We start from the raw sequence: 15,006 nt of genomic DNA, 5'->3' as shown, positions 1-15,006 counted from the left end.
AGTATGACACATCTATGGGTCCGGGCGGAAAGCCGTGACAATGAAGAGCGTGTCGGGATCATGCCGGACGGCGTGGCAGAGCTGATTGCGCAAGGCATGCGCGTCACCGTTGAAGACAGCGACACGCGCTGTGTGCCCATTGATCATTTCCGCGCTGCGGGTGCGGATATCGCGCCCAATGGCACCTGGGTTCGCGCCCCGAAAGACGCCATTGTCTTTGGCCTGAAAGAACTGCCGGACGATGGGTCCGCCTTGCGGCACCGCCACATCATGTTTGGCCACGCCTACAAAGGCCAGCCCGCAGGCCAGCGGTTGCTGGCGCGGTTCAAGGCGGGTGGCGGCACGCTCTACGATCTCGAATATCTCGAAAACCCCGAGGGCCGCCGGGTGGCCGCCTTTGGCTACTGGGCCGGTTATGCCGGTGCCGCTGTGTCCTTGCTGGCCTTTGCCGCGCAGGACCACGGCACCTGCCCGCCGGTATCCACATGGGCCTCGTCTGAGGCGATGCGCGCCGATGTGGCGGCCGCGCTTGACGGGGCCACGCCGGACGCGCTGGTCATTGGCGCTTTGGGCCGGGTCGGCACCGGGGCCTGCGATTTATGCGAAGCGGTTGGCCTGTCCGTGACCAAATGGGATTTGACTGAAACCGCTCATGGCGGTCCGTTTCCCGAAGTGCTGAACCACACGCTGTTTTTCAACTGCATCCTCGCGCGGCCCGGCACGCCGGTCTTTGTGCCTGCAGACACCTGCAGCCGCGACCGGGCTTTGCGGGTCATTGGCGACATTGCCTGCGATCCCGACAGCGATTTTTCCCCGATCAAGGTCTACGACGCCGCCACAAGCTGGACAGAACCAGTGACCCGCGTGTGCCACGCGCCGCCATTGGATGTTATGGCGATCGACAATCTGCCATCCCTGATGCCCCGCGAATCCTCGGAGGATTTCGCATCGCAGCTGCTGCCCCATCTCAAAACGCTGGACAGCCCAGAACGCGGTGTCTGGGGCCGGGCCAAAACACATTTTGACGACCATATCGGAAAGGCTTCCTCATGACGGTACATTGGTGCGGCACGGGCCTGTCGGCCATCCCTGGCCTGCGGCGGTTGATCCAGAACGGCACACCCGTGACCGTCTGGAACCGGACCGCCGACAGGGCACGCGCGGCGGTGGGGGATCTGACCGACGACATCCATGTCTTTGACCTCGATGCGCTGACCGCGCAGACCAAAGCCGGGGACGTGGTCGTCTCCATGCTGCCCGGCGACTGGCACGTTCCGCTGGCCAAAATGGCCATCGCCAAGGGCGCGCATTTCGTGTCGTCCTCCTACATCGCCCCGGAGATGCGCGCGCTGGACAGCGACGCGCGCGCGGCAGGCGTCGCACAGGTCAACGAGGTGGGGCTGGACCCCGGCATCGACCACCTGATGGCGCATCACCTGATCGCCGAGTACCGCGCCAGCGCCGCCTATGACACCGACAACGTCGTCTCGTTCAAATCCTATTGCGGGGGCGTGCCGAAACAGGCCAATGCGTTTCGCTACAAGTTCAGCTGGGCCCCGGTGGGTGTACTCAAGGCGCTGCGCTCACCGTCGAAATCAATCCGCCATTTCACCGAACTGGACGTCGCCCACCCGTGGGACGCCATCTCGCGCTATGACGCGCCGCTGCCCACACCGGAATCCTTTGAGGTTTACCCGAACCGGGACAGCCTGCCCTTCATGGCCGACTACCAGTTCGATCCCACGTGGAAGGTCAAGGAATTCGTCCGCGGCACCTTGCGGCTGAATGGCTGGGCCGACGCCTGGGCTGACATCTTTGCCGAAATGGGCAGCGCTGATGACGCGCGGCTGACCGAATTGGCAGAGGACTTGCTGGCCAAAAATGCCTATGCCCCCGGCGAACCGGATCGCGTGGTGCTGTGCGTGGATCTGATGGCGGAACGGGACGGTGCGCCGGTCTGGCACAAGACCTACGTGATGGACGCCTGGGGCGACGCGCGCGGATCGGCGATGGCGCGGCTGGTGTCAAACCCTGTGGCGCTGGCGATCGAGGCGGTGCTCAACCGCGAAATCGCCCCCGGCGTCAGCCCCGCCCCGCATGATCCCAAGCTGGTACAACGGTGGTTGGACGCCGTCCAGACCGAAGCCCAGCACCTGATGGTGGTGGATCATCTGAGCTAGGTGCTAAGGCGCTTGCAAGCGCTTTGGTTACGCCATGGCCACATGGCGTAACCAAGCGTTTTCGAAAACGCTTACTCCGCAAACACCCGCGCGAAGATCGTGTCGACATGCTTGGTGTGGTAGCCAAGGTCGAACTTCTCCTCGATCTCTTCGGCGCTTAGAGCTGCGACGACATCGGGATCAGCAAGCAATTCCTCTTTGAAATCCGTCCGGTGTTCCCAGACCTTCAGCGCGTTGCGCTGCACGTAGGAATAGGCATCCTCGCGGCTCACCCCGGCTTGCGTCAACGCCAGAAGCACCCGCTGGCTCATCACCAAACCCGGAAACTTGTTCATGTTTTCCAGCATGTTGTCAGGGAAGATCAGCATCTTGTCGATCACACCGGTCAGACGCGCCAGCGCGAAATCCAGCGTGATCGTCGCATCCGGCCCAATCATCCGTTCCACCGAGGAATGCGAGATATCCCGTTCATGCCAAAGCGCGACGTTCTCCATCGCCGGGATCACCGCCGACCGCACCATGCGCGCCAGCCCCGTCAGGTTCTCGGTCAGCACCGGGTTCTTCTTGTGCGGCATGGCCGAAGACCCCTTCTGCCCCATCGAGAAAAACTCCGCGCCTTCCAGAACCTCGGTGCGCTGCATATGCCGGATCTCGATGGCGATATTCTCAACCGACGACGCGATCACACCCAGCGTGGCAAAGAACGCCGCATGACGGTCGCGTGGGATGACTTGCGTGCTGATCGGCTCGGGCACAAGGCCCAGCTTGTCGCAGACATGCTCCTCGACCGCCGGATCGACATTGGCAAACGTCCCAACCGCACCCGAAATCGCCCCCGTCGCCACTTCGGCGCGCGCGTCACGCATCCGGCTCAGGTTGCGGTCCATCTCGGCATAGAACCGGGCAAAGGTCAGACCCATTGTCGTGGGTTCGGCGTGAATGCCATGAGACCGGCCAATGCGGACCGTGTCCTTGTGCTCGTAGGCGCGCCGCTTCAGCGCCGCCAGCAGCCCTTCCAGATCAGCGATCAGGATATCGGCTGCCCGCACCAGCTGCACATTGAACGTGGTGTCCAGAACGTCGGACGAGGTCATGCCCTGATGCACAAACCGTGCCTCATCCGACCCGACATGTTCGGCCAGATGCGTCAGAAAGGCGATCACGTCATGCTTGGTCACCGCCTCGATCTCGTCGATCCGGGCCACGTCAAACTCGACATCCTTGGCCTTCCACACCGCGTCGGCGTTTTCGCGCGGGATCACCCCCAGATCGGCCATCGCGTCACAGGCATGGGCCTCGATCTCGTACCAGATGCGGAACTTGGTGGCGGGCTCCCAGATGGCAACCATATCGGGGCGGGAATAGCGGGGGATCATAAGCACGATCCTTTCATGGGCTGGCTTGCGGAATTTGCGCGCAGTCCTAGACTGCGCAGATCATCGCCACAAGAGACCCCACACCGTATGAGACGCTTTGCCCTGACTAAAACAGCGTGGGGTGTCTGGCCGTCACCAGCACGCAAAGCCAGACGCACATTACAGCAGACCGCCAAGACAAACGGCATAAAGCGGTGAACAAACGTCCCGCTTTGTCAGCGTTTCTTGGCACATGGCTGGTTCATCGCTCCATCCACAATCATCGCTCGGGCCGCACCGGACAGTTTGATGGCACGGCCGTGTTTTCCCCTGATACTGGCGGATTGGCCTATGTTGAAACGGGGCATCTGCACCTTGATGGCCACCCTCCGTTCAAGGCGGAACGCCGCTATTTTTGGCGATGCGAAGACCACATCCTTTACGTCGATTTCGACGATCGCCGCCCGTTTCACAGCCTGCCACCAAACACCCGGAACGCCCGGCATTGGTGCGATCCCGATATGTATGATGTCACCTATGACTTTTCGGCATGGCCGGTTTGGCACAGCACATGGGATGTCTCGGGGCCCCAAAAAGCCTACCGCATGACCACGTCCTACAGGCGTAAAACAGAAAATTAAGCATATTGATCCCACATATTTTGCCAAATGCGGAAACAATGCTACCATCCAGCTTCCACAACAGGAGATTAATGATGACCATCAAGACCCTTCTGACTGCATCGGCTGTTGTTCTTGTGACAGCCACATCCAGCTTTGCCAGTTGCCAATGGGGCAAAGCCGAAACCGCATCCATGAGCTGTGCCGAAGGCACCGTGTACGATGCCGAAACGCAAAGCTGCAAAACACTAAGCGGCTGAAGCGACCTATTGGTAAAACTCTGAGGGCGGCCGGTCTGGCCGTCTTTTTTTGTGTGTATTGTTTAGGATTCGGGTAAAAAAACTGACGTCGCAGCCGATCGAAGCCCATTTTTAACCCAAACATCAGACCAGAACAAAAAACGAACAAAAATTCCGATCTCCTACGCTTTGTTAATACTCCGCGCCTATCCACGATCAAACAGGATGGAGTTCGGATCATGACGCAGCTTTCAGAGGTCCCCATGGGAACACCGCCCGCCCCCAGGGCAGCCGCGCTAACTCGCCGTGCCAAAGCGGCGATTATTGTGCAATTTATACTAAAAGAAGGTGCCGATGTGCCTCTGACATCCCTGCCAGAGGATTTGCAGATGCAGCTGACCCAGTTGTTAGGCGAAATGCGCTATATTGATCGCACCACGATGAATGCCGTGATCGAAGAATTCGCGCAGGAACTGGACTCCATCGGCCTGTCATTCCCCGGCGATATTGCCGGCGCATTGTCGGCGCTGGATGGCAAGATAAGCGACCAAACCGCCGCGCGTTTGCGCAAGGAAGCCGGTGTTCGACAAATCGGCGATCCCTGGCAACGCATCGCGGCCTTGCCAAAAGACCGGCTGCAATCCCTGGTGAACTCCGAATCCGTGCAGGTGGCTGCTGTGCTTGTTTCAAAACTGGATGTCAGCAAAGCTGCCGATCTTTTAAGCAGCCTGCCCGGCGACGTGGCGCGCCGCATTGCCTACGCCATGTCGATGACCGATGCGGTCACACCCGATGCGGTGGATCGAATCGGACTGAGCCTTGCCACACAGTTGGATGCAGAACCTGCAAAAGCCTTCCGCTCAGAGCCGTCAAAACGCGTTGGGGCAATCCTGAACTTTTCCCGCGCGGCCAAACGGGATGAATTGCTCACAGCCCTGGACGAAGAAGACCAGGTTTTTGCCGAAGAGGTGCGTAAATCCATCTTCACCTTCGCACATATCCCCGAACGCATGGCTGCAATAGATGCACCAAAGATCACGCGCGATGTGGAACAAGATACGCTGGCTCAGGCTATTGCCGGCGCTGTTACAGACGCCGACAAACAGACATGCGACTTCATTTTGTCAAATATCTCCACACGTATGGCGGATTCTCTTCGCGAGGCAGCAGCGGACATGGGAGAGGTCAAACCAAAACAGGCCGAAGCCGCGATGAGCACAATCATCCGCGCCGTGCGCGATCTGTCTGACAGCGGTGAAATCAGTTTGACGATGCCATCGGAGGAGGAAGACGAGTGAGCCTCCGTCAGGTTCGGATCACCGTTCCACTGTCTTTGCGAAACACAAAACACCGGTCCCGGCGCACGGTCAGCCACATCACCGTTCCCGCGTTTGGCAAAAAGACATTTGGCACCGTCGCGCGGATCAGGCTTTGGTCATGATCCATGCGGAACTCGACCAGGCTTTCCGATCCCATAAAACGCGCCCGCTCTACCACACCACGCGCCGGGGCACCGGCCATGGGCGTCGGGTTTGGTCCACGTCCGTGGCGGTCAAAGTCAATGCCGACATGCTGGGGCCGGAACACGATCTCAACCTGTTCACCATCCGGCACACCCGGTGCCAGAAATTGCCCGAAGGGCGTGTCTGTCAGTGCGCCCTGAACCGTGCCTGTCAACAGATTGATATCGGAAAAGAACGCCACAGCGGCCTTGTCCGCCGGCGCGTTATAAATGTTGTAGGGCGCACCGCGCTGAACGATCTTGCCATCGCGCATCAGGGCAATTTCATCTGCCATCCGCATTGCTTCTTCGGGTTCGTGCGTCACCAAAAGAACCGATGTCCCCTCCTCTTTGAGCAGAGCGAGGGTTTCATCGCGGATGCCATCGCGCAATCTGTTGTCCAGGCCAGAGAACGGTTCATCCATCAACATGATAGATGGCCGTGGCGCAATGGCCCGGGCCAAAGCGACCCGCTGCTGCTCTCCGCCAGACAGCATATGCGGGAATTCGTTGGTATAATGCGACAGCCCCACCCGCTCCAGCAATTCGGTAACGCGGGGCCGTTTATCGCTACGCGACCCGCTCAGGCCAAAGCCGACATTGTCCCCCACCGTCAGATGCGGGAACAACGCAAAATCCTGAAAAATCAATCCGATCGACCGACGTTCCGGAGGCAGGCGGAACACCGTATCGCAGACCAGCGCGCCATCCACATGGATCGTGCCGCTGGTTTGCATGTCGACACCCGCGATGATGCGCAATGTCGTCGACTTGCCGCACCCCGATGGACCCAACAGACAGGTCACATGGCCCGGCTCGATCGTCAAAGACACGTCATCCACGACGCGCTTGCCATCATAGTCACGCACAATATTACGGATTTCGAGCCGAGGATGGGCTTTGGTCAACGCTGCCTCACGAGTTTCCGAGCGAAAGGGTCGGATTATTCACGCTCAGGTAACAGGCCAATTTCCCGGCGGCAACCCCTCAGCTGCGGGTCGCGCCATCCCCCACGACGATGTATTTGAAACTGGTCAGTTGTTGTGCCCCGACCGGACCGCGCGCATGCATCTTTCCGGTTGCGATCCCAATCTCGGCCCCCATGCCAAATTCCCCGCCATCGGCAAACTGGGTCGACGCATTGCGCATCAGAATCGCACTGTCGATCCGTTCAAAAAACCGAGCCGCGGTCGCGTCGTCCTCGGTCAGGATGCAATCGGTGTGGTTCGAACTGAACCGATTGATATGCACAATCGCGGCATCCGCATCGTCTACCACTTTTGCTGCAAGAATGCTGTCAAGATATTCGCAGCCCCAGTCGCTTTCGCTGGCTTCAACAGTGCCCTCGATGGCCAGCAGCGCCTGATCCACACGCATTTCGACCCCGGCATCAATCAAGGCGCGAATGACACCTTGACCAATGGTGTCCACGACATCCTTGTGGATCAACAAACATTCAGCCGCGCCGCAAATTCCGGTCCGCCGGGTTTTGGCATTCAGGATCACGTTAAGGCTTTTGACCGGATCCGCGTCTTTATCGACATAGATATGAACAATGCCTTCCAGATGCGCAAAGACCGGCACGCGCGCCTCGCGCTGTACCAGCCCGACAAGCCCCTTGCCGCCGCGCGGAACAATCACATCCACATAATCGGTCATGGTCAGCAATTCGCTCACCGCCGCGCGATCCCGTGTCGGCACCAGCTGAATCGCGTCTTCGGGCAAACCGGCGGCGCGCAGGCCCGCAACCAGACAGGCATGGATCGCGGTCGACGAATGAAAGCTCTCAGATCCACCGCGCAGAATCACCGCATTTCCCGCTTTCAAACAAAGCGCACCGGCATCCGCCGTGACATTGGGGCGGGATTCGTAGATCACGCCGATCACCCCTAGCGGCGTGCGGATGCGTTGGATATGCAGCCCATTTGGACGGTCCCATTCGTCCATCACCGCGCCCACGGGATCGTCTTGTTCGGCCACGGCGGTCAGACCGTCGACGATCGCTTTCACGCGCGGTTCATCCAGCAACAAACGATCCATCATCGCATCGCTCAGGCCTTTGTCGCGACCATACTTAAGGTCTTGCGCATTGGCGGCGATGATGTCCTTGCGCTGCGCCCAGACCGCGTCAGCCGCCGCAAGCAAGGCGTCTTTCTTTTGCTGCGCCGGCGCAAACGCCAACATGTGGGCCGCGGCTTTGGCGCGCGATCCCAAATCTTGAATCAGCGCAGGAATATCTGTCAGGTCTTTCATCGTTTTGGCCTTTCAGCAGTGTCAGCGGGTCGGTCGTGCTCTTGCGGCGATCAAATCGCCATATCATCGCGATGTATTACCACGGCACGTCCGGGATAGCCCAGAATTTCCTCGATCTCGGCCGAGTTATGCCCCTTGATGGCCTGCGCTTCGGTTGCGGTATAGCGCGTCAGACCGAACCCCAGTTCGCGCCCTGTCGCATCCGCGATCGCGACGGGATCACCCCGCCCAAAGGTTCCGGACACCCCCACGATACCGGGTGGCAAAAGCGACGTGCCGCGTTGCAACGCCCGCGCGGCCCCCTCATCGACCCGTAACGTGCCCTGAGGTTTCATTGACGCAATCCACCGTTTTCGGGCTGCGTGCGGGTCCAGTTGCGGTGTAAACCATGTGGCGCGCGCGCCATCTTCCAAAGCTTGCAGCGGATGCAGCGACGATCCTTCGGTGATGGCCATCGCACAGCCAGACATTGTGGCGGTTTTTGCCGCCATGATTTTGGTCTTCATCCCGCCTTTCGACAGCCCCGATCCCGCATCGCCGGCCATCGCTTCAATTTCAGGTGTGATCGAGTCGATGATTGGAAAATGCATCGCAGTGGGGTCGTGCATGGGATTGGCGCTGTAAAAGCCATCAACATCCGACAGCAGGATCAATTGATCCGCTCCGACCGTCGCTGCCACCTGCGCCGCCAGTCGGTCATTGTCGCCATAGCGAATTTCATCGGTCGCAACCGTGTCGTTTTCATTGACAATCGGCACCACGCCAAACCCGACCAGGGTTTCCAGGGTGGCGCGACTGTTCAGATAACGACGGCGATTGGTGCTGTCTTCCAGTGTGACGAGCACCTGTGCGGTGGTCAGATCATGGGGCGCAAGCGCCTCTTCATAGGCCCGCGCCAACCGGATCTGGCCGACAGCGGCAGCGGCCTGCGATTGTTCAAGCGGCAGCACGGAAGGCGGCAAGTTCAGAACACCGCGCCCGAGGGCGATAGACCCCGAGGACACCAGGATGACGTCCGTTCCGCGGGATTTGATCCGCGCCACATCCTGCGCCAAGGACACCAGCCAATCGCGGCGCAAAGAGCCATCGGCGGCGTCCACCAGAAGTGCCGACCCGATTTTGACAACCAGCCGACGCGCGTCGCTCAGGGTTGCCAAGGGTCCGTCTCCTCGGTTTCGATTTCGCGTTTGCGGCTGGTTTTGACGTATTGGCGCAATGCGCGCAGCACCTCGGTCAGCCCTTCTTTTGAAACGGCGGACATCAGCATGACCTCGTGACCGGCCTTGTCTTCCAGCTCTTCTTTCAGAAAGGCGCGTTCTTCGTCGTCAAGCGCGTCGATCTTGTTCAACACGGTGATGCGCGGCTTGTCCGCGAGCCCCGCCCCGTAGGCCTGCAATTCATCAATGATCGTCTGATAGTCGTCAAGCAGGGTGCCGGATGTTCCATCCACAAGATGCAACAGCGCGGCGCAGCGTTCCACATGACCAAGAAACAGATCCCCCAGCCCCCGGCCCTCGTGCGCGCCTTCGATCAACCCCGGAATATCGGCGACGACAAATTCGGCGTCATCGACGCCAACAACCCCGAGATTGGGGTGCAGCGTGGTGAAAGGATAATCCGCCACTTTAGGCCGCGCATTGGACGTCGCGGCCAAAAAGGTAGATTTTCCCGCGTTGGGCAGGCCCAAAAGCCCCACATCCGCGATCAGTTTGAGCCGCAGCCAAATCGTGCGCTCCACGCCCTCTTGCCCCGGATTGGCCCGGCGCGGGGCCTGATTGGTCGAGGTTTTGAAATGCAGGTTACCCCAGCCGCCATTTCCCCCCTTGGCCAGCAAAACACGCTGGCCCAGTTCGGTCAGATCGGCCAGCACGGTCTCTTCGTCTTCATCCAGAATTTCGGTGCCCACCGGAACCTTGAGAACAATGTCCTTGCCATCCGCGCCCGTGCGCTGGCGGCCGGCACCGGGGCGGCCATTGTCGGCAAAGAAATGCTGCTGGTAGCGAAAATCAATCAACGTGTTCAGGCCATCGACCGCTTCGACCCAAACATCGCCGCCGCGTCCACCGTCACCGCCATCGGGACCACCATATTCGATGTATTTCTCGCGGCGGAAACTGATGCAGCCATTCCCGCCCGCGCCGGAACGGATGTAGACCTTGCAAAGATCGAGGAACTTCATGTGTATGCCTTTGATCAGATTGCACGCGGTCTACAGAATTTGAAGCCGCGCGTCAGCCCATACGTTTCAGGTAGGTCCAGGTTTGGACGGTTGCGTTGCGCGCGACGGAAAAGGATTCCGCATCGCCGATATATTCAAAGCCGCAATGGGTCAGCACACGGGCCGAGGCCGGATTGTCCTGAAACACGCTGGCAAAGATGGTTTTGTTGTTCAGCGGATTGGCAGCCACCAACGCCTTGACCGCATCCGAGGCAAGCCCGGTGTTCCAGAACGGCGGTGCCACCCAATACCCGATTTCCGATTGGTTGCGATCCATGCGTTGCAGTGAAATCACCCCCATCACCTCGGGTCCGCCTGCCTGAGTGCCATCAATAGCCCACACATCCTCATCGCGGTCCGGGGCCTGGGCACGGTCTACAAACGCCTGGCAAGCACCCGGCGGAAGCGGGTGCGGTATCGAGCTGGTCATACCCGCCACGCGCTTGTCGCTTGTGTAATGCTCGATCAGACCGACATCCGAAACTTGCAAAGGCCGCAACACGAACCGCTCTGTATCTATAACAGGTTGCAGTGTGACAGTGCTATCCAAACTCATCCGCTCTCTCCTCATCGCAGACATAGAACGGGCCCCCTTCCCGAACGAAAAAGAGGACCGGCGGTTCCGCCGATCCCCTTTGTTTTGTCAAAACCTTAAGGTCGGCTTACTCGGCGGCCTCCGCCACTGGAAGAACCGAAATAAAGGTACGGCCCTTGAGGCCCTTGTGGAAGGTTACGTTGCCGTCGACGGTGGAAAAGATCGTGTGATCCTTGCCCATGCCCACGCCTTCGCCCGGCCAGAACTTTGTGCCGCGCTGACGCACGATTATGTTGCCGGGAATCGCGGACTGGCCACCGTAGAGTTTGACGCCAAGACGGCGTCCGGCAGAGTCGCGACCGTTGCGGGATGAACCGCCTGCTTTTTTATGTGCCATAGGTCAGGTCTCCTTACTTCGATGCCAGTTCTTTGGCCTGTTCGATCCAGCCTTCACGCTCGATCCGGCCTTTGAACGACAGTTTCTCGCCAAATTCCTCGACGTCCGCGTCTGTCCATGCTGCGATTTGCGCAAAGGATGTAACGCCTGCGTCGTGCAGTTTCTTTTCAAGTGCGGGGCCGACGCCGGACAATTGCTTGAGATCGTCTGCGCCAGACGCAGCGGCAGGTGCCTCTGCTTTCGGAGCCGCTTTTTCAGCTTTCGGCGCGGTCTTTTTCGGGGCCGCTGCCGTAACAGCCGCACCGGATACAGAGCCCGCACCCACGGCCGCCTTGACGCCCGACTTGTCCGCGCCCGATTCAAGAATGTCTGTCACGCGCAACAGCGTCAGTTGCTGACGATGACCCACGGTCCGCTTCGAGCTGTGCTTGCGGCGGCGCTTGACGAAGTTGATGACCTTGTCGCCTTTGATCTGGTCCACAACCTCGGCCTGAACAGCAGCGCCATCCACCAAGGGGGCCCCAACGACAACCTTGTCGCCACCAACCATCAGAATTTCATTGAACTGGACTTTCTCGCCTGCATCGGCAGCCAGTTTTTCGACGCGCAGTGTGTCGCCCGATTGGACCTTGTACTGCTTGCCGCCGGTTTTCATCACCGCGAACATCGTGTCTTTCCTTTGTCATCCGCATCCTTTGGCCCCGGTTTCCCGGCGTTTCTGGGCATTCCCACCTCGGACAGCGCGCTCTGTTTCAGAACGTTGTGTCTACAAAAAACAAAAGCGGGACCGAAGCCCCGTCTTGCCGTGCGCGGCTTATGCGGCGCGCAGACCCGTTTGTCAACGGGTTTGGGGGGGTCAAAGCTCTTGAACCTGCATCTGGCGCGCAACCGCCCGCCCAAGCGCATATGAAATGTCATCATACATCTTGTTGAACCCTGCAAACAAGGCCCGGTTCAAGGCGCGTCCGGGATCTGTTTTGGACAATTCGGTATAGTCTTCGACCACGCCGTCGGCCAAGGGGCGGTACGCCATCAGCAAAAACGCATAAACCCATTCGCGTGTATCCGACCGGGTTTGCGGCTCAGACGACCAGACCTCGGTCAGAATATCCTGTTCCGACATATCCAACGCCCCGCCATCGACCAATCCAAGATAGAACATGTAATTGGCGTTAAGCGAGCCGACGAGGTTTGCCTCGACCAGATCATTTGTATCGACAAATTCCGATATCATGGCGAGCGTCTCGGATTCGGTCCCCTCCAGATCGCGAAAGGCCGCGCGGGCGGCGTCTTCGATCTCTTGATCGCGCATCGCGGTGCGCGCGCTAAGTTCCAGACCCACGATCTGCTGCCCGGTTTCGGATGTGAAAAAGGCCAGCAACGGCTCTAAATCCGCATCGCCGAATTCGGTACTGAATGTCTGACGCACGGTTTCGAACATGCGGTCTTCATCGTAGATCCGCGCAACCGTGGCGTCCCAGGACGGGGTGCTGCCACCAGGCACCATATCCGCCGCAAGAGTATCGCCATAGACGATGCCTTCATCCCGCATAACATCGACGATCTGCGGTACACCCAGCGCCTCCAACAGCTCATCCGTGCTTTGGGCCTGGGCGAGACCGGTCCATATTGCAAAGGTCATGCCGGTGATTGCCGTCGCCAACAGATTGCGCATCATCCTGCCCTCATGGTTACCGCTTTGGGCTTTACCTATGGCTTGCCCGGCGCAATGCCAACCCAAACCCCCGTGATCAGCCAGCGCCCGCCGGGCCGCGCGCCTAACGCAACGACATTCTGCCGGGATCATACACGCGCATAGCGCGATTGCGAAAAAGCTGATAGAGGCTTGCGCATGATTGCGCCTGAGGCACCACATGCACGCGACACATTCTGACGAAACGGTCCTGAAGAACTTCAAAACCAACATAGAGCAGATGCTTGATCGGCATGGGATGACCCCCGCCGAACTGTCACAGCGCGCGGGCTTTGACGATGCCGAACAGGTCGCCAGCATCCTGAACGGCACCACCTTGCCTAATATGGCCGTCCCGCTGCGTCTGGCCAACGCTCTGGACGTGCCGGTCGAGGTGCTGTTGCGCGATCCCAAACACCATCTGGCCAAAGACTTTCAGGTTCTTCCCCTGCAGGATGTCGACCAACAGGCCGCACGTCTGATGTCCGCGATCTTCAAAGCGGCGGAAAAATCCCTCGACGCGGTGAGCGATCGTCCGACGATGGATTCGATCATCGCATGGTGGAAAGAAACCGGCGGCGACCTGGCCCAATGCGCAGAGCTGACGCCGCATGTCGACCTTATCAAACCCGCCGAAGCCGACGGCTCTATTCCGGGTGTTCAACATGTCGGCCCCCTTGGTCTGTCTGCCGCGACATTGGGATCAAGCGCAAACGAGCGGATGGAACGGTTTCTCGCCTCTTTGAATGATGTGGACCTGCAAGAGCTGAACACACATATCCGCTCTGTCTCTCATTCCGGCGTAGGCATGATCTCGCAGCAGACGCGCGTCGTCGAATTGCCCGAACTCGACGCGCCGCTTGAGATCAGCTTTGTGCGGTTGATGCTGCCCGTGACCGACGCCTTCGGGCAGCCTTATGTCCTGAATTACTCGACCCTTTTGAGCGAATCCACGCCCAAAAGACACGAAGGCCGTTCCCTGAAGAACTGAGCCATACGCATCAAATCCCCGGCCGGAAGCGCCACAAGATACTCGCCTTCGGCACGCCCCTTTGGCCGTTTGTCCCACAAATGAACGCCGGGATATTGCCGGGTGAACCCGTATTCCGATGCGTAGCCCAACCGCACATCATCGGCGCGCACAAAGGCATATAGCCAATCCGGCTGCCAGCGCAGCGCGGCATAAGCAAACAACAAATGTGTGAAAAGCGACAAAAGATGCCGCGACCCCCGCGCCTCTTTGGCAATGAAAAACTCGCCCATATACATGACTTTGCCCGCAATTTCATCGCAATTGCGCGACATCTTCAACGCACCCGATCCGTTATACATCCGACCATAGCTGCGGGCCCAAAACTCTGACAGGCTTTCGCGGTTCAAGCTGTCAAGCCGCGCCGCCACGCCGCCGATATCCCGCCCGTCCCGATGCAGGATCAGCCAGCCGGCATGATCCTTGGACAGATCGTTAAAGTCAGATGACAACATGGGCGTGAACCCGGCTTTGCCAATAGCCGTCATCCGCTGCTCACATTGCGCAAAATCCGACGACTCGTGAACCGAAACACCCCGCTCGGCCAGGCCGGACAGGCAGGTACTGAACAATGTCATGACATCTAGGTTTGAAACAATAGACATGGAAGCCTCCACTTTAGGTTGATCAGAGGCTTCAAAGATCAATCTTATTCAAACTGAATAACCATCCCTCTTGCAAAGAACGCGATGCAGCCGTGGGTAATCCGCACCGGCGAAATGCCGTATCGAAATCGATCGGTCAAAACGCCGATTGGGGCTTGCAGTCGGGTCTGGAAGACTCTAGTCACGCCAACGACGGAGAGGTGCCGGAGTGGTCGAACGGGGCGGTCTCGAAAACCGTTGTGGGTGCAAGCCCACCCAGGGTTCGAATCCCTGTCTCTCCGCCACCACACCCAAGCCATGCTACGATAAACCCCGGAGCGGGTGGAAATCTAAATCTTACCTTGACCACCAGCAATTTATGACATGGCGACGGGGCGTTG

Annotated in this window: 16 protein-coding genes and 1 tRNA gene; 7 read left to right on the top strand and 10 right to left on the bottom strand. The window is 59.1% G+C overall.

Features of this window, described 5'->3' with window-relative positions; genetic code table 11:
* The first annotated feature begins 3 nt into the window (after window positions 1-3).
* Both ACG74X_RS06030 and ACG74X_RS06025 read left to right on the top strand, forming a co-directional pair.
* The gene (locus ACG74X_RS06030; protein WP_411233248.1) at window positions 4-1,053 is read left to right on the top strand and encodes a saccharopine dehydrogenase; all 1,050 of its coding nucleotides are present in this window, start codon (window positions 4-6) and stop codon (window positions 1,051-1,053) included.
* Complete coding sequence (locus ACG74X_RS06025) at window positions 1,050-2,180, top strand: saccharopine dehydrogenase family protein (RefSeq protein ID WP_411233247.1); 1,131 nt, start codon at window positions 1,050-1,052, stop codon at window positions 2,178-2,180. The genes ACG74X_RS06030 and ACG74X_RS06025 overlap by 4 nt, the downstream gene beginning before the upstream one ends.
* 71 nt (window positions 2,181-2,251) lie before the next feature.
* On the opposite strand, the gene purB is transcribed toward ACG74X_RS06025, so the two are convergent.
* Window positions 2,252-3,556 (bottom strand): adenylosuccinate lyase, encoded by a 1,305-nt coding sequence (gene purB / locus ACG74X_RS06020; protein WP_411233246.1) that lies wholly within the window; start codon window positions 3,554-3,556, stop codon window positions 2,252-2,254.
* 194 nt (window positions 3,557-3,750) lie between these two features.
* Between purB and ACG74X_RS06015 the strand changes: the two genes are divergently transcribed.
* The 3 genes from ACG74X_RS06015 to ACG74X_RS06005 all read left to right on the top strand — a co-directional run bounded on the left by ACG74X_RS06015 (window position 3,751) and on the right by ACG74X_RS06005 (window position 5,692).
* Window positions 3,751-4,176 carry a DUF6314 family protein gene (locus tag ACG74X_RS06015; RefSeq protein WP_411233245.1) on the top strand — a complete coding sequence of 142 codons (426 nt, stop codon included), beginning with the start codon at window positions 3,751-3,753 and terminating at the stop codon, window positions 4,174-4,176.
* A gap of 74 nt (window positions 4,177-4,250) precedes the next feature.
* Window positions 4,251-4,415 carry a carbohydrate-binding module family 14 protein gene (locus tag ACG74X_RS06010; RefSeq protein WP_411233244.1) on the top strand — a complete coding sequence of 55 codons (165 nt, stop codon included), beginning with the start codon at window positions 4,251-4,253 and terminating at the stop codon, window positions 4,413-4,415.
* Window positions 4,416-4,633: 218 nt separating this feature from the next.
* Window positions 4,634-5,692 carry a flagellar motor switch protein FliG gene (locus ACG74X_RS06005; RefSeq protein ID WP_411233243.1) on the top strand — a complete coding sequence of 353 codons (1,059 nt, stop codon included), beginning with the start codon at window positions 4,634-4,636 and terminating at the stop codon, window positions 5,690-5,692.
* A gap of 7 nt (window positions 5,693-5,699) precedes the next feature.
* Here the strand turns inward: ACG74X_RS06005 and ACG74X_RS06000 are convergent, their stop codons facing one another.
* From ACG74X_RS06000 to ACG74X_RS05965, 8 genes are all read right to left on the bottom strand, one after another.
* A complete protein-coding gene (locus tag ACG74X_RS06000; protein WP_411233242.1) occupies window positions 5,700-6,764 on the bottom strand; it encodes an ABC transporter ATP-binding protein in 1,065 nt (354 codons plus the stop codon).
* A 118-nt stretch (window positions 6,765-6,882) separates the two neighbouring features.
* Window positions 6,883-8,148, bottom strand: a complete 1,266-nt coding sequence (locus tag ACG74X_RS05995) for a glutamate-5-semialdehyde dehydrogenase (RefSeq protein WP_411233241.1) — start codon at window positions 8,146-8,148, stop codon at window positions 6,883-6,885.
* Window positions 8,149-8,198: 50 nt separating this feature from the next.
* A complete protein-coding gene (gene proB / locus ACG74X_RS05990; protein WP_411233240.1) occupies window positions 8,199-9,305 on the bottom strand; it encodes a glutamate 5-kinase in 1,107 nt (368 codons plus the stop codon).
* Window positions 9,293-10,327, bottom strand: coding sequence for a GTPase ObgE (gene obgE, locus ACG74X_RS05985; protein WP_411233239.1), 1,035 nt, complete (start codon window positions 10,325-10,327; stop codon window positions 9,293-9,295). Before obgE ends, proB begins: the two co-directional genes overlap by 13 nt.
* A gap of 52 nt (window positions 10,328-10,379) precedes the next feature.
* Entirely contained in the window at window positions 10,380-10,922 is a 543-nt protein-coding gene (locus ACG74X_RS05980) for a GNAT family N-acetyltransferase (protein ID WP_411233238.1), read from the bottom strand.
* Between the two features lie 106 nt (window positions 10,923-11,028).
* Complete coding sequence (rpmA, locus tag ACG74X_RS05975; protein WP_411233237.1) at window positions 11,029-11,298, bottom strand: 50S ribosomal protein L27; 270 nt, start codon at window positions 11,296-11,298, stop codon at window positions 11,029-11,031.
* Between the two features lie 13 nt (window positions 11,299-11,311).
* Window positions 11,312-11,965, bottom strand: coding sequence for a 50S ribosomal protein L21 (locus ACG74X_RS05970; RefSeq protein ID WP_411233236.1), 654 nt, complete (start codon window positions 11,963-11,965; stop codon window positions 11,312-11,314).
* A 189-nt stretch (window positions 11,966-12,154) separates the two neighbouring features.
* The gene (locus ACG74X_RS05965) at window positions 12,155-12,976 is read right to left on the bottom strand and encodes a DUF2059 domain-containing protein (protein WP_411233235.1); all 822 of its coding nucleotides are present in this window, start codon (window positions 12,974-12,976) and stop codon (window positions 12,155-12,157) included.
* 196 nt (window positions 12,977-13,172) lie between these two features.
* Here ACG74X_RS05965 and ACG74X_RS05960 point away from each other — a divergent pair, with 196 nt between their 5' ends.
* Window positions 13,173-13,982, top strand: a complete 810-nt coding sequence (locus ACG74X_RS05960; protein ID WP_411233234.1) for a helix-turn-helix transcriptional regulator — start codon at window positions 13,173-13,175, stop codon at window positions 13,980-13,982.
* Here ACG74X_RS05960 and ACG74X_RS05955 read toward each other — a convergent pair.
* Window positions 13,919-14,626 carry a hypothetical protein gene (locus ACG74X_RS05955; protein ID WP_411233233.1) on the bottom strand — a complete coding sequence of 236 codons (708 nt, stop codon included), beginning with the start codon at window positions 14,624-14,626 and terminating at the stop codon, window positions 13,919-13,921. The genes ACG74X_RS05960 and ACG74X_RS05955 overlap by 64 nt on opposite strands.
* Before the next feature lie 194 nt (window positions 14,627-14,820).
* On the opposite strand from ACG74X_RS05955, the gene ACG74X_RS05950 reads away from it, so the two are divergent.
* Window positions 14,821-14,910 (top strand) — tRNA-Ser (locus tag ACG74X_RS05950).
* Window positions 14,911-15,006 lie beyond the last annotated feature (96 nt).

Origin of the sequence: Marivita sp. S0852 (assembly GCF_046591575.1) — a bacterium.
In the GTDB taxonomy this organism is placed as follows: Bacteria; Pseudomonadota; Alphaproteobacteria; order Rhodobacterales; family Rhodobacteraceae; genus Marivita.
This window is presented reverse-complemented; position numbering and strand designations above follow the sequence as displayed.